This is a genomic window from Streptococcus mitis, assembly GCF_946188695.1.
Taxonomy (GTDB): domain Bacteria; phylum Bacillota; class Bacilli; order Lactobacillales; family Streptococcaceae; genus Streptococcus; species Streptococcus mitis_DF.
Map to the genome: position 1 here is coordinate 1 of NZ_CAMHWI010000023.1, position 20,119 is coordinate 20,119.

General features: G+C 39.4%; 20 protein-coding genes and 2 pseudogenes. 7 read left to right on the forward strand and 15 right to left on the reverse strand.

The features are described 5' to 3' along the window. Window positions 1-87: 87 nt before the first annotated feature. Window positions 88-966 (reverse strand): sensor histidine kinase, encoded by an 879-nt coding sequence (locus N8L33_RS08895; protein WP_261059645.1) that lies wholly within the window; start codon window positions 964-966, stop codon window positions 88-90. After that, a complete protein-coding gene (locus N8L33_RS08900; RefSeq protein ID WP_261059646.1) occupies window positions 963-1,664 on the reverse strand; it encodes a response regulator transcription factor in 702 nt (233 codons plus the stop codon). The genes N8L33_RS08895 and N8L33_RS08900 overlap by 4 nt, the downstream gene beginning before the upstream one ends. A 156-nt stretch (window positions 1,665-1,820) precedes the next feature. Here N8L33_RS08900 and N8L33_RS08905 point away from each other — a divergent pair, with 156 nt between their 5' ends. Continuing rightward, complete coding sequence (locus N8L33_RS08905) at window positions 1,821-2,516, forward strand: VIT1/CCC1 transporter family protein (protein ID WP_261059647.1); 696 nt, start codon at window positions 1,821-1,823, stop codon at window positions 2,514-2,516. Window positions 2,517-2,672: 156 nt separating this feature from the next. Here the strand turns inward: N8L33_RS08905 and N8L33_RS08910 are convergent, their stop codons facing one another. Then, a complete protein-coding gene (locus N8L33_RS08910) occupies window positions 2,673-4,661 on the reverse strand; it encodes an ABC transporter permease (protein ID WP_261059648.1) in 1,989 nt (662 codons plus the stop codon). A gap of 1 nt (window position 4,662) precedes the next feature. Beyond that, window positions 4,663-5,421 (reverse strand): ABC transporter ATP-binding protein, encoded by a 759-nt coding sequence (locus N8L33_RS08915; protein WP_000173372.1) that lies wholly within the window; start codon window positions 5,419-5,421, stop codon window positions 4,663-4,665. Window positions 5,422-5,848: 427 nt separating this feature from the next. On the opposite strand from N8L33_RS08915, the gene N8L33_RS08920 reads away from it, so the two are divergent. Next, window positions 5,849-6,046 carry a hypothetical protein gene (locus N8L33_RS08920; RefSeq protein ID WP_033688799.1) on the forward strand — a complete coding sequence of 66 codons (198 nt, stop codon included), beginning with the start codon at window positions 5,849-5,851 and terminating at the stop codon, window positions 6,044-6,046. A 138-nt stretch (window positions 6,047-6,184) separates the two neighbouring features. Here the strand turns inward: N8L33_RS08920 and N8L33_RS08925 are convergent, their stop codons facing one another. The 5 genes and pseudogenes from N8L33_RS08925 to N8L33_RS08945 form a co-directional block, all read right to left on the reverse strand. Continuing rightward, complete coding sequence (locus tag N8L33_RS08925) at window positions 6,185-6,457, reverse strand: PspC domain-containing protein (RefSeq protein WP_001085044.1); 273 nt, start codon at window positions 6,455-6,457, stop codon at window positions 6,185-6,187. A 58-nt stretch (window positions 6,458-6,515) separates the two neighbouring features. Further along, window positions 6,516-6,965: a SprT family protein gene (locus tag N8L33_RS08930; protein ID WP_261059658.1), complete on the reverse strand. Its 450-nt coding sequence runs from the start codon at window positions 6,963-6,965 to the stop codon at window positions 6,516-6,518. Beyond that, window positions 6,952-9,081: a Tex family protein gene (locus tag N8L33_RS08935; RefSeq protein ID WP_261059649.1), complete on the reverse strand. Its 2,130-nt coding sequence runs from the start codon at window positions 9,079-9,081 to the stop codon at window positions 6,952-6,954. The genes N8L33_RS08930 and N8L33_RS08935 overlap by 14 nt, the downstream gene beginning before the upstream one ends. Before the next feature lie 75 nt (window positions 9,082-9,156). Next, window positions 9,157-9,309 (reverse strand): annotated as a pseudogene (locus N8L33_RS08940) (DUF1919 domain-containing protein); the annotation flags it as partial. A gap of 202 nt (window positions 9,310-9,511) precedes the next feature. Then, window positions 9,512-9,892 (reverse strand): PBECR3 domain-containing polyvalent protein, encoded by a 381-nt coding sequence (locus N8L33_RS08945; protein ID WP_261059650.1) that lies wholly within the window; start codon window positions 9,890-9,892, stop codon window positions 9,512-9,514. A 155-nt stretch (window positions 9,893-10,047) separates the two neighbouring features. Between N8L33_RS08945 and N8L33_RS08950 the strand changes: the two genes are divergently transcribed. The 5 genes and pseudogenes from N8L33_RS08950 to N8L33_RS08970 all read left to right on the forward strand — a co-directional run bounded on the left by N8L33_RS08950 (window position 10,048) and on the right by N8L33_RS08970 (window position 13,169). Beyond that, on the forward strand, window positions 10,048-10,179 hold the full coding sequence (locus N8L33_RS08950; RefSeq protein WP_000268685.1) for an SPJ_0845 family protein: 132 nt from the start codon (window positions 10,048-10,050) through the stop codon (window positions 10,177-10,179). Then, the gene (locus N8L33_RS08955; protein ID WP_261059651.1) at window positions 10,180-11,085 is read left to right on the forward strand and encodes a permease; all 906 of its coding nucleotides are present in this window, start codon (window positions 10,180-10,182) and stop codon (window positions 11,083-11,085) included. After that, window positions 11,082-11,897, forward strand: a complete 816-nt coding sequence (locus N8L33_RS08960) for a TIGR03943 family putative permease subunit (protein ID WP_261059652.1) — start codon at window positions 11,082-11,084, stop codon at window positions 11,895-11,897. The genes N8L33_RS08955 and N8L33_RS08960 overlap by 4 nt, the downstream gene beginning before the upstream one ends. A gap of 252 nt (window positions 11,898-12,149) precedes the next feature. After that, window positions 12,150-12,314 (forward strand): hypothetical protein, encoded by a 165-nt coding sequence (locus N8L33_RS08965; RefSeq protein ID WP_203175416.1) that lies wholly within the window; start codon window positions 12,150-12,152, stop codon window positions 12,312-12,314. 25 nt (window positions 12,315-12,339) lie between these two features. Continuing rightward, window positions 12,340-13,169 (forward strand): annotated as a pseudogene (locus tag N8L33_RS08970) (IS630 family transposase). A gap of 310 nt (window positions 13,170-13,479) precedes the next feature. Here the strand turns inward: N8L33_RS08970 and N8L33_RS08975 are convergent. The 6 genes from N8L33_RS08975 to pgdA all read right to left on the reverse strand — a co-directional run bounded on the left by N8L33_RS08975 (window position 13,480) and on the right by pgdA (window position 20,105). Continuing rightward, on the reverse strand, window positions 13,480-13,737 hold the full coding sequence (locus tag N8L33_RS08975) for a DUF896 family protein (RefSeq protein WP_000371299.1): 258 nt from the start codon (window positions 13,735-13,737) through the stop codon (window positions 13,480-13,482). A 42-nt stretch (window positions 13,738-13,779) separates the two neighbouring features. Further along, window positions 13,780-15,816: a glycine--tRNA ligase subunit beta gene (gene glyS / locus N8L33_RS08980; RefSeq protein WP_261059653.1), complete on the reverse strand. Its 2,037-nt coding sequence runs from the start codon at window positions 15,814-15,816 to the stop codon at window positions 13,780-13,782. Window positions 15,817-16,027: 211 nt separating this feature from the next. Then, window positions 16,028-16,945: a glycine--tRNA ligase subunit alpha gene (gene glyQ / locus N8L33_RS08985; protein ID WP_261059654.1), complete on the reverse strand. Its 918-nt coding sequence runs from the start codon at window positions 16,943-16,945 to the stop codon at window positions 16,028-16,030. Window positions 16,946-17,148: 203 nt separating this feature from the next. Continuing rightward, the gene (locus N8L33_RS08990; protein ID WP_261059655.1) at window positions 17,149-17,526 is read right to left on the reverse strand and encodes a GFA family protein; all 378 of its coding nucleotides are present in this window, start codon (window positions 17,524-17,526) and stop codon (window positions 17,149-17,151) included. A gap of 268 nt (window positions 17,527-17,794) precedes the next feature. After that, the gene (locus N8L33_RS08995; protein ID WP_023942506.1) at window positions 17,795-18,637 is read right to left on the reverse strand and encodes an aldo/keto reductase; all 843 of its coding nucleotides are present in this window, start codon (window positions 18,635-18,637) and stop codon (window positions 17,795-17,797) included. Between the two features lie 76 nt (window positions 18,638-18,713). Next, window positions 18,714-20,105: a peptidoglycan-N-acetylglucosamine deacetylase PgdA gene (gene pgdA / locus N8L33_RS09000; RefSeq protein WP_261059656.1), complete on the reverse strand. Its 1,392-nt coding sequence runs from the start codon at window positions 20,103-20,105 to the stop codon at window positions 18,714-18,716. Window positions 20,106-20,119: the final 14 nt, after the last annotated feature.

The window sequence follows — 20,119 nt, forward strand, 5'->3', positions numbered from 1 at the left end:
ATCAAAAAAGAAAGGACGAAATTTGTCCTTTCTCGAGCTTAGCTTTTCATCAACCCACTACAGTTGACAAAGAGCCGTTTCTTTTTGTTAAAAATAAATAAAAACCGACAACCACTGTCCATCTGTGCTTAGTTTCATCTCTGCACCGAGAAGATGACATAATTCCTCAGTGATATAAAGACCTAAACCAGAGGATTCTTCCGTGTCTGATAGATTTTCAGAATAAAAACGGTTGCTGAGATTTTCTATTTTTTTGATGGGATGTTTGACAAGGTTTGCAATCTCTAAGACAAGCTGTTCCTTTTCCTTTCGCAAAGATAGCCGCGCTTCTTCCTTACCATGCTTGAGGACATTTCCAAGTAAATTTTGTAAAATTCGATCCAGCAAGTCTTCATCAGTCCTCGTTTTTAAACCAGCTTCAACCTTAAAATCAAGCGTGATATTTGCCGCCTGAAAAGCATCATAATAAGCCAGAGTCTTTTTAGTAATAAAAGCGGAAAGATCCACTTCTTCCAGTTTCGGTTTGACAGCTCCTTCCATCAAACGACGGTATTCTAGGAGAGCCTCTAAACGTTTGGAAACTAAATCAAGATGCTGGGCGATTTTTTGTAAGGTTTCTGCTTTGTCTTCAGGGGACTTCATCAATTGTTGGGTGTATCCTGACGCGATAGTCAAAGGTGTCCGAATATCATGGGCAATATTGCTGATGGCCATATCCAGAGTCTGCTTTTCCCTTTTCATCACCAACCGAGATTGCTCTACTTCCTGAAATAGATTCTCAATCTGCTGGTAGAGATGTAAAAAATGTTTGGAAAAAATACTGACTCCTACTCTTTTCATACTACCCGTGAGAATTTTGTCTTCAATCTGTTGACTCATGCTCTTAAGCGCGAGATGGTAGCGAATCAATGTAATCGATAAAATGACTAGGAGAACTAGTAGGCAAAAGATTATCATGTAGTTCATTGCTTGTCTCCTTTTAATCTTACCCCAACTCCCCAAATGGTTTCAATGTATTCTTGATTTGGGTCAAGCTGGTTTAATTTTTTACGAAGATTACTCAAATGCGTATTGAGGGTATTATCTCCAGGTAGATAACTCTCCTCCCAGACCAACTCATAAAGTTCTTCCTTGGTGAAGATCTTCTTAGGATGTTTAAGGAGAGTTTGGAGAATCAAACATTCTTTCTTAGCAAGGCGAATTGTTTCCTGACTATTTTTGATTTCGAAACTTTCTGCATCAAACTGGATATTTTTCAAGTTTTGTGGCAGATTTTCAGTTTTTACTATTTCCACAGGCTGTTTTTCTGCATTTTGGCGTAGTTGAACAGTAACTCTGGCAAAGACTTCGTCCAAATCAAAAGGTTTCACTATGTAATCATTGGCACCGTCTAAGAGGTATTGACTGATTAACTTCTTATCGCTCAAAGCCGTTAGCATAATGACTGGAGTTTGACTTTGTTCCCTAATAGCTTTTAAAACCTGATCCCCATTTTTCCCAGGAAGCATGATATCTAGCAAAACGAGTTCAATCCCACCTTGGTCAAAAAGCATGATTCCTTCTGTACCAGAAAAGGCTTGAATTACCTCATGCCCCTCAGTAAGAAGTGTTCGCAAAATCTCTTGAATGTCACTATTGTCTTCAATAACCAATATCCTAGCCATACACACCCACCTTTCTGCAACTATTATAGCATGTTTTATTGATAAAGCTTAAACAGAAAAGCTCTTTTCATTAAAATCGTGCAACTTTTTTCAGATACTTTTAAAAGATTGATTTCCTTATATTTTTCCTTTATACTGGATAAAAAGGAGAATAATATGTCAGAAACAAATCACGAAATTGATTCAAACTTTGCAGGTCGTTTAAATATCCTGCGTGCTGGTGTTCTTGGTGCTAACGATGGAATTATTTCCATTGCTGGTGTGGTTATCGGGGTTGCTAGTGCTACCAGCAATATCTGGATTATCTTTTTATCAGGGTTTGCGGCTATCCTAGCTGGTGCCTTTTCAATGGCTGGTGGAGAATATGTATCTGTTTCAACTCAAAAAGATACCGAGGAAGCGGCCGTTGCGCGTGAGCAACTCTTGCTAGACCAAGATATGGAACTAGCCAAAAAATCCCTCTATACCGCCTATATCCAAAATGGAGAATGTGAAACCTCTGCCCAACTCTTGACCAACAAGGCCTTTCTTAAAAATCCACTCAAGGCTTTGGTAGAGGAAAAATATGGGATTGAGTATGAAGAGTTTACCAATCCTTGGCATGCTGCGATTTCTAGTTTTGTTGCCTTTTTCCTTGGAAGTTTGCCTCCAATGCTCTCAGTGACCATTTTCCCAAGTGATTACCGCATCCTTGCTACTGTTCTTATCGTAGGTCTTTCACTCTTAGTTACTGGTTACACTAGTGCCAAACTTGGAAAAGCCCCAACCAAAACAGCTATGATTCGAAACCTTGCTATTGGCCTCTTGACCATGGGAGTTACCTTTCTGCTAGGACAACTTTTCAGCATTTAATACTCTTCGAAAATCTCTTCAAACCACGTCAGCTCTATCTGCAACCTCAAAGCAGTGCTTTGAGCAACCTACGGCTAGCTTCCTAGTTTGCTTTTTGATTTTCATTGAGTATAAAATACAAGAAATACCTCGATTTTGAAGTCGAGGTATCTTTTTTTACATTTGCACAATCTTGCGATAACTTCTAGAAGTGATCATGAAAATCAGCACATAAGCGATGAGGAAGATAGCGCAGATAGACAAGGTCACAGTCAACATCATAGTCGTATCTATTACACCAATCACTTTTAAAATCAGACTAAGCATATGGTAGGCAAAGGCTAGATGTATGAAGGCAAAAAGCAAAGGAAGGAAGAAAACAGTTAAAATCTGTTTGTTGATGGTTTGCTTGATTTGCTTTTGATCCAAACCGACTTTCTGCAAGATAATAAAGCGCTCACGGTCTTCGTAGCCTTCAGAAATTTGTTTGTAGTAGATGACCAGAACGGTTCCGACCATAAAGATAATGGATAGGAAAATACCGATAAAGAAGACACCACCAAAGAGGGCACTCATCTGAGAACTAGCATCTGCTAGATTGCTACCATAAACATAGCTACCTTCTGTGTTTAATTGAGCATTAAATTGATTGAGGTATTTATCATATTCTTCAGCAACCTTGAGTTGTTCTTCTTCGCTGGCATTTACATTCATGCCACCGTAAAACTGATTATAGATAGCCGAATCTGGGAATTGATCCAAAAATGCTTGCAAATTAGGAACAACAAGGTAATTGTAATCAGCAGTCAAGATATTAAACTGATTTGGGACATGGTTGACAATGAAATCTTTAGTAAATTCTTCTTTTACAGAAAATTGATGATCATTTAGAGTTAGAGTTTTCTGTTCTTTAACTCCCTCATTCTTTGCAAAGAGTCCGACCTCATTTCCTGATAGAGACAGTTTTTGACCAGTCATATTTTCATAATCTTTTTGGTCAAATACCATGAAAATTGTTGTGGGTTGGACACGATTTTGTCCTTTTTCAAAAAGGGTTAACTTAGTTCCTTCTTGGTTCGCAACACCAAAGTAAGTGTAACGAAGCACTTCTTTCTCTTTAATCTTATAACCTTTGTCACTTGCAAACTGGCTCAAGAGTTTGTCCAAGTCTTCTTTTTCAACATTTTGCCCTGAAACCCCAAAATCATGAGGATTTAGAACTTTTTTAAAGCTTTCTGAGGCATTGAAAATACTTGTCGCGGCTGACATGGTTACCAAAACCATTGTTGACAAGATAGCGATGGTTGCTAGCCCAACCGCATTTTTCTTCATACGAAAAATCAAGTTGGAAACAGAGATGAGGTTATTAGGTTGGTAATAGTATTTCTTGTTTTTCTTTAAGATTTGGAGGAAAACGGTAATCCCTGCATTGAACAAGAGATAGGTACCAAAGATAACCAGTAAAACAGCTAGGAAGAAGGTTGTTAAGGCTGTCAGAGGATCTTTTACAGTAAGGGAAAGATAATATCCAATTCCTAAACTAATGGATCCAAGAATGGTTTGGAGAGGAAGGAAACGACCTTTTTTCTCACCACTGGCTTTTTCACGAGAAAGCTGGAGAGCATTCATACGGGCGATTCTAAGAGCGTTCAGGAACATGAGGCCTAGGAAAATCAATCCAAAGACAACTAGCACTGAAATGACAACTTTCATCTGGAAGGTAGCGACCAGTTCTACCTTCAATTTCATCAGTTTGAGCAAGAAGGCAAAAATCAACTTGTCAAACAAGGCTCCAACACCGATACCTGCTCCAACAGTTAAAATTCCAAATAGAACCAACTCCTTAAAGGTCATACTAATCAGATGCCGCTTTTCCAAGCCCAACATGCCATAAATCCCCAGTTCCTTGGAACGGTTTTTCATGACAAAACTATTGGCATAGAGGACAATAATAGCTGACGCAAGGGTGACGACAAACATACCAAATCCTAGAGTAGCTTGAATGGTGGATCCTCCACGAATTTCCGCAATCTTAGGATTAAAGGTTAGAGAGTAAAAGAGATAGGTGACAGTGACTGCCAAGAGAACAGCCAGCGCAAAAGGATAGTAGAGTTTGCGGTTTTTAATCAAGTTCGATACCGCTAACTTATTGGTTAATCGAAACATACTAATTCACCTCGCTTGCCATGACAGTCAAGGTATCAGAGATTTCTTGGAACATCTGACGTTCTGTCTTCTCTCCACGGTAGATTTGGTTGTAAAGAATGCCGTCTTTGATAAAGAGCACACGCTTGGCTCTGCTGGCTGCTGCCGTTGAGTGAGTTACCATGAGAATAGTTTGGCCGCGCTCATTGATTTCATCAAAAACATCAAGTAAGGCTGCAGACGACTTAGAATCTAGGGCTCCTGTTGGCTCGTCCGCAAGGAGAATTTCAGGTTCTGTGATGATGGCACGGGCTACTGCTACACGCTGTTTCTGCCCTCCTGAAATCTCGTAAGGGTACTTCTCTTGTAATTGGTTGATACCTAGATTCTCAGCTGTCACCACCAATTTCTTCATCATCTCCGTAATAGGTCTTCTTGACAAGACAAGCGGAAGCAAAATATTGTCTTTTACAGACAGAGTATCTAGCAAGTTAAAGTCTTGGAAGACAAAGCCCAGCTTTTCACGACGGAAGCTAGAAGCCTGTGAATTTTTAATGGTTGCAGTGTCAGTTCCATTCAAGTAAACCTGACCACGAGTTGGTTTATCCAGCATAGCTAGGATATTGAGAAGAGTGGATTTACCAGAACCAGACTCACCCATAATGGCAACGTAGTCACCTTTTTCCACGGTAAAGTGAATATCCTTGAGGGCCTCTACTTGGTTGCCCTGAAAACGAGTTTTATAAATTTTTTGAACGTGTTTTACATCTAAAAGTGTCATGAGAATCTCCTTTCTTAATATCCCATCAAATGAAATGTTGCTTGCATCATAGCGCATCCAAGTTGAACACGCTCGATATCTTTGTGGCTTGGTTTTCTTGTTTTCTTCTGTAAGATTTGTTTCATGATGTTACTCCTTTGTTCTTTATGAGTCTAGTTTACATCAAAAAAAGACCGCTTGCCATAACCTAACCTTACAAAAGAGACTTTAATCTTACATTTTTGTAAGATTGGGGGAAATATAGGCAAAATTACTTATAAAATGATTTGAATTCCTGTTTTTAAAATTGTAAAATATAAGTATGAAAAGGCTTACTTTTGAAAGGAGGAAGCGGGAACTAACATTTGAGTAAGCTTACCTAGATAACATACCATTGAATTTAACACTTGCAAGTCGTTCAACCTATAAGGAAAGAAGGTGCGCTTTAATGAAACATAAAGAACATATACTCATCGGAATTCTCTATCTCCTCTCTCCATTCATCGGTCAGCTCTTAGTTGAAAAAACATACTTTATCGGTACAGAATTTACAGCTACTGCTTATGCTATTTGCTGGCTATCAGTTGTTATCAGCATCCATCATTTATCAAAAAATGTATTGTCTCAGCATGAAAAATCAGATTAGAAAACCTGAGTTTAAAATAATATTTTTAGTTTACAGATGAAGCTGGGAAAATCTTATTAAAAGTAAAAAAGCTTTAAATCAAGCAGTTTAGACTATTGATTTAAAGCTTTTTTCTTATTTCAAATCTTTTGAAGAACCTCACCAAAACCAGCCTTCATTGTCGTCAATAGCTTGGGCCTCTTTGCGTTTACGTGGGCCTGTTCCGTACATTTCTGCTTCAATTTCTTCCTTGGTTGGCATGATAGAAGCTAGGATGATATAGATAATCACGCCAAGTCCAAAGTTTGCAACTGTAAAAATGGCAAACAAGAAACGAACAAGGGTAACATCAAAGTTCCACTTGTCTGACAGACCTGCCAAAACTCCTGAAATCATGCGATTGCGTCTCATTTTATAAAATTTACTGTTCATGATATTTCCTCTTTCTGCTAGGTTAGACATAGTATATCACGGTTAGACTAGGCTTTCATCAGTCCTCAGGCTGATTTATTAGTAGCAATTTACCTCTACAAAGTCCACAGCGATAGCGTTTGGTATCAATCCTACGCTTGCGCTGATAAGTTTGCTGGCAGGATTGGCAACGATAAAGCTTGATGGTCTTGGAGTTGCTATTGGGTAAGGAGGGTACAAAGCGTAATCCATCCACCGCTTTCAACAGTTCCTTAAAGTCTCGATCCTTGTGTTGATAGCCCTTTCCTTGGAAATAAAGGTGATAATGACAGAGTTCATGTCGGACAATTTTCCTAAAAACATCCAGACCCAATTCCTGATAAACCTTGGGATTAAAATCCAAATGCCCATCTTTTGGGAAAAATCGCCCACCTGTCGAACGTAGACGCCTATTCCACTGGACATGATGGATAAAAGGTCTGCCGAAGTCTTCTAGTGAAACCTGCTTAACGTAATCAGTCAGTTTCATTTGGAGCGAGGAGCGACAGATTGACTTTTTCACGTTCAGTATCAATTTTCTTGACCCAAACGGTCACCAAATCTCCAACTGACACCACTTGACTAGGATGTTTAATAAATTTGCGGCTCATATGGGAAATATGAATCAGGCCGTCCTCATGAATTCCAATGTCAACGAAGGCACCGAAATCAACGACGTTACGCACCACACCCTCTAGCTTCTGTCCAACCACTAAGTCTTTGATATCCAGGACATCTTGGCGAAGCACAGGTGCGTCAAAGGAATCACGGAAATCTCGACCTGGTTTGAGAAGATCGGCAATGATATCTTTAAGAGTTTCTGGACCAAGGTCTAGCTCTTGCGCCATATCTTTGACTGAAATCGACTTGAGTTTGCTTTGGGCTTCTTCGTTTAGGTCTTTAATATCTAAACGTTTGAAGAGTTCCTTAACAGCAGTGTAATTTTCTGGGTGAACTCCTGTATTATCAAGAATATTGCTACTTTCAGGGATACGAAGGAAACCAGCAGCCTGTTCAAAAGCCTTGCCCCCCAGACGAGGAACTTTCTTGATTTGGGCGCGTGAAGTGATTTTTCCTTCTTCTTCACGATACTTGACGATATTTTCAGAAATAGTTTTATTGAGTCCAGCGACATGGGAAAGAAGAGCTGGGCTGGCCGTATTGACATTGACACCGACTTGGTTAACCACGGTATCCACGACAAAGTCCAAACTTTCAGACAATTTTTTCTGGCTGACATCGTGCTGGTATTGACCGACACCGATTGACTTAGGATCGATTTTGACCAACTCTGCAAGAGGATCTTGCAAACGACGGGCGATAGAAATAGCAGAGCGTTTTTCAACGGTCAAGTCTGGAAACTCCTGACGAGCTAATTCACTAGCAGAATAGACAGAAGCACCACTTTCATTGACAATGACATAACTAACCTCAGGAAAATCTTTAAAAACTTCCGCCACAAAGGCTTCACTTTCACGACTGGCCGTTCCATTTCCGATAGCAATAATTTCCACACCATACTGACCAATCAAATCTGCCAAATTTTTCTTGGCTTCTTCAATTTGACGAGCTGATGCTGGTTTGACAGGATAAATAACCTGAGTTGTCAGCATTTTCCCCGTCGCATCCACGATAGCTAGCTTAGCACCTGTACGAAAGGCAGGGTCAAATCCAAGAACCACGCGCCCTTTCAGCGGAGCAACCAAGAGGAGATTGCGCAGGTTGTCAGAAAAGAGTTGGATAGCTCCTTCTTCCGCTTTCTCAGTTAATTCTGTACGAATACGGCGCTCGATAGCAGGCAAGACTTTTTTCTTAACAGATTGCTGAACAACTTCATCAATATAGGCATTTTTTACCTTGAAACGAGCAGCAAAGAAAGCTAGAATACGATCCGTCGCATGTTCAAAACCGACTTTCAAGACACCAAGTTTCTCCCCACGATTGAGAGCCAAGGTACGATAGCCTTGCATATTTCCAACCGTCTCTGAAAAATCATAATAAATCTGAAACACCTGCTTTTCATCAAGACTTTCATCTTTAACTTGAGAAGTTAATTTAGAGTGTCTTAGCACCTCCTGATAAGTCATGGCACGTAAATTGACATCTTCCGATAAGGCTTCGACCAAGATATCAACTGCACCAGCCAAAGCTTCTTTCCCTGCCGCAAATCCTTCACAGACAAACTTCTCTGCCTCTTTCTCTAAGTCAGCTACATTCTGCAAAATTAAGCGAGCAAGTGGGAATAACCCAGCTTCACGAGCAATGGTTGCCTTGGTTCGACGTTTTTCCTTGTAGGGAAGATAGAGTTCTTCAACGTCTGCTAGTTTTTCGGCAGCTAAGATAGCTTCTTCCAATTCCTTGGTCAACTTGCCTTGTTCTTGAATCTTAGCCAAGACAGCTTCCTTGCGGTCATTGAGATTAGTCAGGCTTTTATCCAGATCAATAATAGCCTTAATAGCCACCTCATCCAGACTACCAGTCATGTCCTTGCGATAACGCGCGATAAAGGGAATAGTCGCCCCTTCAGCTGTCAAACTTAGAACGGTATCGATTTGCTTTAACGTCACTCCCAAATCCTGGGAGATTTTTTCATATTTTTTATCCATGAAACTATTATACCACAAGCTAATCGTTTCAAATTAGCTCTTACAGTATTTAAAAACAAGATGTGGGGAATAGATTTATATTCTATAGTGCAATAACTTGTACTTAGAGAGTATTGCCACCTTTTTTAACCAATCCATGACATCAAAAGTATTTAATGGATCTGGCATAATAGCTAGTTCTGAAAGATGTTCCTGTCCTGGAATAACGCACTGACTTTTTAAATTTTTATCGAAATAAAAAAACCGCAAGCCTGAGCCTGCGGTGGGTGTAATCTATTTTGAAATTTTAAATAAAAAAGGAGCATTCAAGCCCCTCCTTTGAAATAACGGACACTTGGCTGGTCGGTGTACCCAGCATCTCAGATACCTTTTCAAGGTGCGGCAGGAACCTTTCTGCCCTCAAATGTCTTTCGTTAATGTTATTCTAGCACTATCTACTTTTTTTGTCAAGTTTTCTCAATCTACCGGACTTAATACGACTTTGTAACTTGAAATCTTGTAAGCGATACATGGTCGGAACATAAAAGAAATCGCCATTTTTATGTAACTTGATGGCAACAAGAACATTATCATCAAATCTTTTAACATATTCAAAACTAGCATCTTTCTCTCGTGGATTAACCCCAACGAAATCTGGATTACTTAGTATAAGTTCCAGATCTTCGATATGATGAATCACATCATTATGATGCCGTTTCAACATATGACTTCTTAAACCTTCTTTGTTGACCTTGATATCACTAGCTTTAAGAAAAATATTAAAAATTTCTTTTACTTCGTCGGTAACCTGACCGATTTTTTCATGTTCCATCATTTCCTCCGTTATTCCACAACTATTATATCACAATCATAGTGTATATTAGGATATATCAAGCTCCATTATTCGTTAGATGCTCAATTTTAACTTTTCCCTTTTCCTCAAAATAATAGTATAATAGAGGTAGAATTTAGAATCGAGGTACACCTATGGCTGTAAAATTTACAAAACGAGACGACTTGGACAAGATGTTTGAAGAGTTTGCGAAACTCCCTGATTTGAAGCAGGTCACTTTCCCTGATGACAAAGAGAAAAAAGCCAAAGCAGAAAAGAAAAACTAGATGACTGCTTTCCAACAACTCCCATCTAGTGTGCTTCAGACTGGAGCCATTTTTCTCTCCATTATCATTGAAGCCCTCCCTTTCGTACTGATAGGAAGTATTGTCTCAGGGCTGATTGAAGTCTATATCACACCTGACAAGGTTTATCATTTTCTCCCTCGAAATCGTTGGGGGAGAATATTTTTTGGCACCTTCGTTGGGATACTTTTCCCTTCTTGTGAATGTGGGATTGTCCCCATTATCAATCGATTTCTGGAAAAGAAGGTTCCCAGTTACACGGCGGTCCCCTTTCTCGTAACAGCGCCTGTTATCAATCCTATTGTTCTCTTTGCGACCTATTCTGCCTTTGGCAACTCCTTTCACGTTGCCTTATTACGAGCTCTGGGGTCCATTGTTGTGGCTGTGATACTAGGGATTTTTCTAGGATTTTTCTGGCAAGAACCGATTCAGAAAGAAAACCGCCTAATCTGTCATGAACATGATTTCTCTTACTTGAGTCCTACAAAAAAAGTGTTTCAGGTCTTTGTGCAAGCCATTGATGAATTTTTTGATACGGGACGTTACTTGGTATTTGGCTGTATCTTTGCCTCTGTTATACAGGTCTACGTTCCTACACGCATTCTGACCTCTATCAGTGCGACCCCTCTTTTTGCCATCTTGCTCTTGATGCTTTTGGCCTTTCTTCTGTCGCTCTGTAGCGAGGCGGATGCTTTTATCGGTGCTTCTCTTCTCTCAAGTTTCGGTTTGGCACCAGTTCTGGCCTTTCTTGTGATTGGCCCAATGCTGGATATCAAGAATATTCTCATGATGAAAAATTACTTGAAAGCACGATTTATCAGTCACTTCATTACGATTGTGACACTCGTTGTCTTAGTCTATTCTCTCTTGATTGGAGTCATTCTATGATTCGATTTTTAGTTTTAGCTGGCTATTTTGAACTGACCATTTATCTCCATCTGTCGGGCAAATTAAACCAGTACATCAATATGCACTATTCCTATTTGGCCTATATTTCTATGGTGCTTTCCTTTATCTTGGCAATCGTTCAATTGTATATCTGGATGAAGCAAGTCAAAACCCACAGTCATCTGAATAGCCGATTAGCGAAGGCAACAAGTATTGCTCTTCTGGCTATTCCAATTGTCGTCGGTTTAACTTTCCCAACTGTTAGTTTAGATTCTCAAACCGTTTCTGCTAAAGGTTATCATTTCCCCTTATCAGAAGGAACGGATCAAGCCATTCAGACCAGTGAAGGGACGACAAGTCAGTATTTGAAACCAGATACCAGTTCTTATTTCTCAAAAACAGCCTATGAAAAGGAAATGAGAACGGCGGCGGATAAATACTTGTCCCAAGATAGCATTCACATCACGAATGAAAACTATATGGAAGTCATGGAGGCTATCTACGACTATCCAGATGAATTTGAGGGCAAGACAGTCCAGTTCACAGGCTTTGTCTACAATGACCCCAGTCATGCCAATAGCCAATTTCTATTCCGCTTCGGCATTATTCACTGTATCGCAGATTCTGGTGTATATGGATTGCTGACAAAGGGAAATACCCGTCAGTATGAAAATAATACCTGGATTACAGCCAAAGGAAAACTGGTCAATCACTACCATAAAGAACTCAAACAAAATCTCCCAACCTTGGAAATTGACAGCTTTACCAAAGTCGATAAACCAGAAAATCCATACGTATATCGAGTGTTTTAAAAAGCAAACCAAGTTCATAAAAAACTCTAAGCAGACAGAGCCTGATAACTCATGACAGAAAAAGAAGTTTATCTTATAATTAATGAAGATGGACAATACAAATCCGTGGTGTTTAATAGGGGTTTTCCTAACCTCTACAAAAAACTGGATGAACAAGAGTCATGAAATAACTCGAATATGCCTTGAGCATGAAAATATCTTACTAGTAACCTCTTGTTCTATTGTTCAAATAGTTAACAGGAGGTTTTTATAATGGAAGTTATGATTGAAACTCGTTGTGGAATTGATGTCCACCAAAAGTCTATCGTTTGTTGTATTCTAGATGGTCTACTAGATACTAATAAGCCAAAGAAAATTCAGAAGAAATTTGGGACAACTACTGTAGCTCTTCACAATGCCTTAGATTGGATGGTATAGTTGCTTAGTTTAAAATAACCAGCTTATAATAAAGCTATGGCATTTAGATTACATCAAAGAAGGACACAGCCATGTCGAGGCAGCTAAAGTTTTGATGTTGGCGTCAAAATTCTCTTCACGTGGGAAAAGAAAGACGTGAACAAGGACACTTAGAGAGGAAAAAGCGAGTCGTCAAAAAGCGGAAGATCTCTTTAGAAGAATTAAAAGCCTTTGTAGAGGCTCATCCAGACGCTTTTTTACGGGAAATTGCGGCACATTTTGATTGTGTTGTTCCTTCAGTATGGGCAGCTTTAAAGTAGATTAAGGTCACTTTAAAAAAGGACGACTAGCTTTAAGAAACAAGATCCAGAGAAAGTCGCTGAATTTCTTGATATTTTGAATAGCTTAAAAGATTTACCAGTCGTATATATTGACGAAACAGGAATCGACCGCTACCTTTATCGTCCTTATGCACGGGCTCCTAGAGGGGAGAAAGTCTATGAAAAGATTAGCGGACGGCGTTTTGAGCGGACTTCAATTGTTACAGGACAAGTAGACGGAGAGTTTATAGCTCCCATGATTTACAAGGAAAGTATGATGAGCGACTTCTTTGTGGAGTGGTTCAAAACGCAACTTCTGCCTGCTTTGAAGACACTTCATGTCATTGTCATAGACAATGCTAGTTTTCATCCCAAGAACATCTTGGATGAACTCTGCATCCAAGATAAACACTTTTTCTTACCCCTACCGCCTTATTCACCAGATTTGAATCCTATTGAGCAAGCTTGGCCTATCTTGAAAAAGAAAGTGACGGATTTATTAAGGGAAGTCCCAAATATTTTCAAATATTTAGAGCGCTTTTTGAAAACTAAATGACTATAATACGAGGGATTTGATGGTTTTTCTTGACGATAGAAGACTCAGCGACCATCATTTTAGAGCATATATTTATAATGGATTGAATCTAGAATAGTACACAACTAATTCTAAAACCTGTATAGAAATTAATTTGAATTCACTAATCTTTTTGTTCGTATCCTATTTCAATTCACTATATAACTCAATTTCATAATAAAACACCTCAAAAGTTAGATTTTCTAGCTCTAACTTTTGAGGTGCAGCTCATTTATGTATGATAGTCTTTTGGTATTATTTCATCTATCTTTGTTAAAAGAAAGAATACATATTATGAATTTGGGTCATCAAGACTACGGCCATGTAATCCTTTTTCACGTTGGACTTGACGTAGTTTCTCTGGTGTAACATCGTTCCCTTCTTCGTCCACAATTTTGATTCCTTCGATGTGGTGACGAACAGTGCGACGATAACCTTCAATGTACTCCTCACGTAGTTTGGCTTGTTCTACTTTTTCTTCTGGGGTCAAGCCTTCTGTTTTTTTCTTTTTGGCAAGCTCGTTAATACGATCAATTTTTTTAGGATCCATGTTTCTCTCCTTTATGATAAGATTTAATCCGTTTAACAGATTTTATTTGGTATTGATTTGGTTAAAACGTACAAGTTTAGCTGCTTTCTTGGTTAATTGCGACAAGATTGCCAAACGATTTTGACGGACTGCTTCATTTTCAGCCATAACCATGGTATTCTCAAAGAATGCATCAATAACTGGACTAAGCGCAAAGAGCTGTTTCAATTGCTGACTGGCAGTCCCTGACAAAACGAGTGATTCGACGGCTTCTGCCAAGGCTTTCTCTTCTTCATTCTCAAAGAGAGCTGAATCAACTGTAGCAACTCCTTCTGCCTTCTCAGCCAAATTAAAGGCACGAGAAAGTGATTCGACAGACGATTTAAAATCTTCTTTCTTGCTTGCTTCTACGAGAGCATTTGCTGCTTCCAACATATCCGCCACAACAAAGTTTGATCCTGCAAGAACGGCTTCCTTGATATCTTTTGGAGTAGAACCCATCATCTTATCAACACGAGCCTTGATAAAATCCATAACCTCTGCCTTATTTTCATAAGTCAAGCTGTCAAATTTCAATGCATAAAGGCTATCTATCAGCTCGTCCATAGCAATGTGCCAACCAAAGGCATCCAAGATACGAACCACACCTTGAGTCGCGCGACGAAGAGCATAAGGGTCATTAGAACCTGATGGAATCAAGCCTACTGAGAAGAAACTCAAAATCGTATCCAATTTGTCTGCAATAGCTAGAATGGCTCCAACCTTGCTCTCTGGAAGTTCTCCTTCAGCTGATGTAGGCATGTAGTGTTCACGAATAGCAGCTGCCACTGCTGGAGTTTCACCAGCAAGAAGGGCATATTTTTCACCCATAATTCCTTGTAGCTCGTCAAATTCACCAACCATCCCAGTCAACAAGTCAAACTTGTAAATGGCTGCTGCACGGGCTAGGTCAATCGTTTCATCCGCTGACAAGCCTGCTTTTTCTGCCAAGAGAATAGCAATCTGCCCCGTACGAATCATGTGTTCACGAAGGGAACCAATCTTCTCATGGAAGGTGACATTGTTTAATTTTTCAACAAGGTCAGAAATCACCAATTTTTGGTCTTCACGCCAGAAGAATTCACCGTCTTCCAAGCGGGCTACCAAGACTTTTTCATTTCCTTTGATGACATTTTCCAAATGCTCTGCATTTCCGTTACGAACAGAAATGAAGTTTGGCAAGAGCTTGCCGTCTTGATCACGAACAACAAAGTAACGTTGGTGTTCTTTCATTGAAGTCACCAAAACTTCTTCTGGAACTTCAAGGTATTTGGCATCAAAACTTCCCATAAAGGCAGTTGGGTATTCAACCAAGTTCAAGACTTCATTAAGCAAATCAGCATCAATTTCGATATGTACACCATGTTTTGCCTCAATTTCCTTGATTTGGTCAACAATCATTTGCTCACGTTCACGTGGATCTGCGATTACAAACTGCTTACGAAGGTCTTCTTCGTAGCTCAATGCTGACTGAATTTTGGTTTCTTTCCCCAAGAAACGATGACCACGACTCACACGACCTCCCTTAATATCAAGGAAATCCAAGTCAAACTCTTCTTCATCTAGAAGAACAGTCAAAGTGTGAACAGGGCGGATGTATTCAAAGGTGTTGTTAGCCCAGTGCATGCTGACAGGGAAAGTCAATGACTTCAAGACATCTACAACACCAGGAACAATTGCTTCAACTGCTTGACCAACTTCTTCCTTAGTGACATAGACATATTCTTCACCCTTGATTTCACGGAATTCGATATCTTCAACAGTCAAGCCTTTTCCACGAACAAATCCTTGAGCTGCTTTGGTGAAGTTTCCATCGCTATCCAAGGCAATTTTCTTTGCTGGTCCCTTGAAATCTTCTGTCAAATCAGATTGTTTGTCTGCAAGACCAGTCACACGAACAGCCAAACGACGTGGTGTTGAGAAGGTTTGAATAGCTTCAAAAGACAAGCGATTTTCCTTAAGGAAGGCTGCCATTTTTTCGCCTAGTTGTTTTTCACTTGGTGTGACAACATAGGCTGGTAATTCTTCAAGACCGAGTTCTACTAATAAGTTTTTTGTCATGTTTTTTCTCCGAAAAATATCTTTTTATTTTCCAGTTTGCCTTATGTGATTGGCATGCAAGCAACCAACTTCGTTGTTTCATTGCTAAAATTGGAGCCAAAAGTCTCCAATTTTGCCTAGTATCCTTAGTTTCACTAAGGATACCTTCATCACTGCGGCAACTGGCTCAGGGCTCACTCTGTTCGCCCATTTTCGTAATTTGTCACTCTCTTTATTCTGCGTCTTCTGCTAAGAGTTTAGCTCGTGTTGCTTCATCCAAAAGTGGGTAGCCTAGGCGTTTTCGTTCTGCGACAAAGGTTTTGGCTACGACACGGGCCAAGTTACGGATACGAGCGATATAGCCAGCGCGCTCTGTTACAGATACGGCACCACGCGCGTCAAGCAGGTTAAAGGTGTGTGAACATTTGAGAACATAGTCATAGGCAGGGTGTACTAAACCTTCTTCCAAGGCACGACCAGCTTCTTTTTCAAACTTATCAAAGTTTTCAAGCAACATTTCTTGATCCGAAATTTCAAATGAATATTTTGAATGCTCGTACTCAGGCTGGATAAAGATTTCTCCGTATTTTACACCATCTGCCCACTCGATATCATAGACAGAATCAACTTCTTGAATGTAAGAAGCCAAACGCTCCAAACCATAGGTAACTTCCGCAGTCACAGGGCCAGTTGGCAATCCACCAACTTGTTGGAAATAAGTGAACTGAGTGATTTCCATCCCATCAAGCCAAACTTCCCAACCAAGACCAGCTGAACCAGTAGATGGGTTTTCCCAGTTGTCCTCAACAAAACGAATATCGTGTTCCAAAGGATTGATTCCCAATTTTTCCAAAGACTCAAGGTAAAGTTCTTGGATGTTTGATGGAGAAGGCTTCATAACCACTTGGAATTGGTGATGTTGGTACAGACGGTTAGGGTTTTCCCCGTAACGACCGTCAGCAGGACGACGTGATGGCTCTACATAAGCCGCGTTCCATGGCTCAGGTCCAATAGCACGAAGGAAAGTGTAAGGACTCATTGTCCCCGCACCTTTTTCGTTGTCATAAGCCTGCATAAGCATACAACCTTGATCATTCCAAAATTGTTGCAAAGTCAAAATAATTTCTTGAAATGTTAATTTCTTAGACATTTTTTACTCCTTTTTCTATAAATTACTTGCGACACGAGTCTGCCTCATCGATCATACAAGGCAAGACGAATTAGTACTGCGTCTAGCTCAGGCACTCTAGTGCTGAGCGTGAGGCAATCCGACTGTAAGGAGGTCTCTGCCACTGACGCAGTGAAAAGTCAATTTTTTAGACATTATTTACTCCTTTAATTTATATTATCTTTTTAGATGGATTTATCAAGCAACCAAGAAAAGGCTGGATCTTGAAAAATATGACGTTTGGGAACAGTTTGTAAATTCTGATCACATTCATCTATTGTACCTAATTTCAAAGCACAGACTTCTGGTATATTTTCTTGAACAGTGAAAATTTGACTATGACAGTTCTGGCAGTAATAACGCTGTTTTCCTGGAGAAGAACTATAGGAAACAAGCTTTTCTTTTCCATCCAATACTAGCTTTTCACTGCTAACTTTAGCATTAACTGTATAGGCAGACGCAGTTGCTTTCCGACAAAATGAGCAATGACAAAAAACTAATTCCGATAATTCCTCATCTAGAGTGTAGGTCACTGCTTTACATAAACAAGATCCTTTAAGCATTATGCTCCTTTCTACTTAGGCATTAGACGAATTCAAAAAGAACCGAATTTCAACACCCAAGCCTTGCGACTAGGGGCGTCAGAAACGCGGTTCCACCCTAATTTATTACTTCATTGTTTTTGAAAATACTACAGAAAGTGCCAGTTCTTTATTTTGCCCTACTTGGCTCCCACTATCCCAAGCTCGCTTGAAGAACGCCATAAGACTTTCTTTCCTGCTAACTATTATAGCAAAAATTAGAACAATGTACAATTCTTTTTATGATTTTCTAGAAATCCATATCATCAACTCGTGGAGCACCAGACTGAACAGCAATCGCTTTTAAGGTTTCACGCTCCTCGTGACTCAGCTCAATTCCGAAACAATCAAGATTATCCTGAATACGAGATGCAGTGACAGATTTTGGAAGTGGTAAAAATCCTTCTACCAAGCTCCATGCCAAGGCTATCTGAGCAACAGACTTTCCGTGATTTTCAGCTATTTCTTGCACTTGCTTGCTATCAAACAGTTCTCCCTGGCCAAAAGGTCCCCAAGCTTCCAATAAAATTCCTTTTTCTCGACAGTAATCTACGACTTCCTCTTGATACACACCTGGAGCCAAACGAACTTGATTGACTGCTGGAACGATAGTTGCTGTTTCAAGCAAGGCATCCAAATGATGGGGAAGGAAATTACTAACTCCAATAGCACGGATTTTGCCTTCTTGATAGAGGTCTTCCATAGCTCTCCAAACTTCCGCATTTCGGATTTTCCAGTTGTTATTTTCTCTGAGCGGTTTTGGATTTGGCCAATGAATCAAATACAAATCCAAATATTCCAAGCCCAGCTTCTCTAAAGACTCTTCAAAAGCCTGACGAGCTTGCTCATAGGTGTGGTTTGTATTCCACAATTTACTGGTTACAAAAATTTCCTCACGCGGTACTCCACTATCTTGAATAGCACGACCAACGCTTTCTTCATTTTTATAAATAGCTGCTGTATCGATATGGCGATAGCCTGCCTTTAAAGCCTCTAGTACAGCTTGATAGGCAATCTCTCCATTTTCAGCTTTCCAGGTTCCAAATCCTAGAACTGGAATTGTAACGTCATTATTTAAAATATAAGATTTCATTATTTTTCCTTTCTATGAGAAGAAAATCCAAAGAAACAAATTCTCAAAGAAAACTTATCTCTTTAGATTTTGTGTATTATTGGTCACGGTCGTAATAGAGCTGGTGAGGTTTAAGACGAGTATCTAACAAATCTGGAATTGTTACAAAGTCATAACCTTGCCCTTTCAAGTAGTCAATAACCTTTGGTAAAGCATTCACTGTTTCAGCATGGATATCATGCATGAGAATAATAGAACCATTCTTGACTTCACGCTGAATTTCTGTCAAAATAGATGCTTCATTTTTACTCTTCCAGTCCAGACTATCTACATCCCACATAATAAAGCTCAAATCTAAGCTTTTGCGAATGTCGTCTGTAATAGCTCCATAAGGGGGACGCATAAGTTTAGAGCTAGAACCCAACACCTTAGTTAGCGCATCCTCCGTATCAGTAATTTGTTTTTTAGCTTCATCAAGGGAAAGTTTTGAAAGCACTGGATGACTCCAACTATGGTTTCCAATAACATGACCATCTGCTTTCATGCGTTTCAAAATCTCTTCATTTCCAGAAACATTCTTCCCCAAAACAAAGAAAGTTGCCTTGATACCATACTTAGAAAGAGTATCTAATGCTTGATTTGTCGTTGCAGGATTTGGTCCATCATCAAAAGTCAAGGCTACTACTTTACGATTTTTCTTTTCATAATAAGCCTTATATAGTTCTGCGTCCTTATCTAATAAATAAGAGGACTGAATAACTTCAAAGAAACTAGATACCGGCAAGGCAATCTCATCCAGATTTTCAACAGGCTGACTCGGATAAAGAATAATTTGGCTATCCTTGTAATCAAAATTCCATGCAGACAAGTCTTGGTCAGAGAAACCTTTAACGACCTGATCAATCTTTTCTTGCTCCAATTTCTTGTCCTGTAAGAAAGAAGTCAGTTCTTTTATCAGTTTCTCTTTGGCCTTACTAGCATCTGAAAATAATTGATCAAGGGTAAAAGGTTTACCATCTTCTGTCAAATGTACTTTTGCCAGACTAGTTTTTTCAGTCTCTTCAACTTTTGAAGAAGTTAAATCATAGACTTGTTTCATCACACTTCGGTTGACAATCCCTTTTAAAGTCGAATCCTGTTTCTCCGTATAATAAAAAACCAGATTTTCTTTGTCTTCCAGATTTTCCTTAATATCCTGTGTCATGATTTCTTTTACAGATGAAATCACTTGCTCCCCTTGGAGAGGATAATAGGCAATTACTTCTGCTTGTCCCTTACGAAAATGATCTTTCTGATTTCCCTCACTCAATTGATTATCTTTATCATTTTTTAAAGACTCAATTTTTTGTTCGAAACTTTGCTTTGTATATACTTTGTATCCAATCATTGAACCAAGGACACAGATACTTACCGAAAAGATAGCTACCAGGGCTATTAAACCGATTCTCTTTTTATCGTGCTCAACACGTTTTGCTCTACTTTTATCCATAGAGATATCATATC

Coding starts and splice junctions, on each gene's coding strand:
- N8L33_RS08910 (WP_261059648.1), bottom strand. CDS start 4,661: ATGTTTCGATTAACCAATAAGTTAGCGGTATCGAACTTGATTAAAAAC.
- N8L33_RS08975 (WP_000371299.1), bottom strand. CDS start 13,737: ATGGATCCTAAAAAAATTGATCGTATTAACGAGCTTGCCAAAAAGAAA.
- glyS (WP_261059653.1), bottom strand. CDS start 15,816: ATGACAAAAAACTTATTAGTAGAACTCGGTCTTGAAGAATTACCAGCC.
- N8L33_RS08990 (WP_261059655.1), bottom strand. CDS start 17,526: ATGCTTAAAGGATCTTGTTTATGTAAAGCAGTGACCTACACTCTAGAT.
- N8L33_RS08895 (WP_261059645.1), bottom strand. CDS start 966: ATGAACTACATGATAATCTTTTGCCTACTAGTTCTCCTAGTCATTTTA.
- N8L33_RS08905 (WP_261059647.1), top strand. CDS start 1,821: ATGTCAGAAACAAATCACGAAATTGATTCAAACTTTGCAGGTCGTTTA.
- N8L33_RS08955 (WP_261059651.1), top strand. CDS start 10,180: ATGACTGCTTTCCAACAACTCCCATCTAGTGTGCTTCAGACTGGAGCC.
- N8L33_RS08965 (WP_203175416.1), top strand. CDS start 12,150: ATGGAAGTTATGATTGAAACTCGTTGTGGAATTGATGTCCACCAAAAG.
- N8L33_RS08995 (WP_023942506.1), bottom strand. CDS start 18,637: ATGAAATCTTATATTTTAAATAATGACGTTACAATTCCAGTTCTAGGA.
- N8L33_RS08900 (WP_261059646.1), bottom strand. CDS start 1,664: ATGGCTAGGATATTGGTTATTGAAGACAATAGTGACATTCAAGAGATT.
- N8L33_RS08945 (WP_261059650.1), bottom strand. CDS start 9,892: ATGGAACATGAAAAAATCGGTCAGGTTACCGACGAAGTAAAAGAAATT.
- N8L33_RS08960 (WP_261059652.1), top strand. CDS start 11,082: ATGATTCGATTTTTAGTTTTAGCTGGCTATTTTGAACTGACCATTTAT.
- N8L33_RS08950 (WP_000268685.1), top strand. CDS start 10,048: ATGGCTGTAAAATTTACAAAACGAGACGACTTGGACAAGATGTTTGAA.
- N8L33_RS08915 (WP_000173372.1), bottom strand. CDS start 5,421: ATGACACTTTTAGATGTAAAACACGTTCAAAAAATTTATAAAACTCGT.
- N8L33_RS08920 (WP_033688799.1), top strand. CDS start 5,849: ATGAAACATAAAGAACATATACTCATCGGAATTCTCTATCTCCTCTCT.
- N8L33_RS08935 (WP_261059649.1), bottom strand. CDS start 9,081: ATGGATAAAAAATATGAAAAAATCTCCCAGGATTTGGGAGTGACGTTA.
- N8L33_RS08925 (WP_001085044.1), bottom strand. CDS start 6,457: ATGAACAGTAAATTTTATAAAATGAGACGCAATCGCATGATTTCAGGA.
- N8L33_RS08930 (WP_261059658.1), bottom strand. CDS start 6,965: ATGAAACTGACTGATTACGTTAAGCAGGTTTCACTAGAAGACTTCGGC.
- glyQ (WP_261059654.1), bottom strand. CDS start 16,945: ATGTCTAAGAAATTAACATTTCAAGAAATTATTTTGACTTTGCAACAA.
- pgdA (WP_261059656.1), bottom strand. CDS start 20,105: ATGGATAAAAGTAGAGCAAAACGTGTTGAGCACGATAAAAAGAGAATC.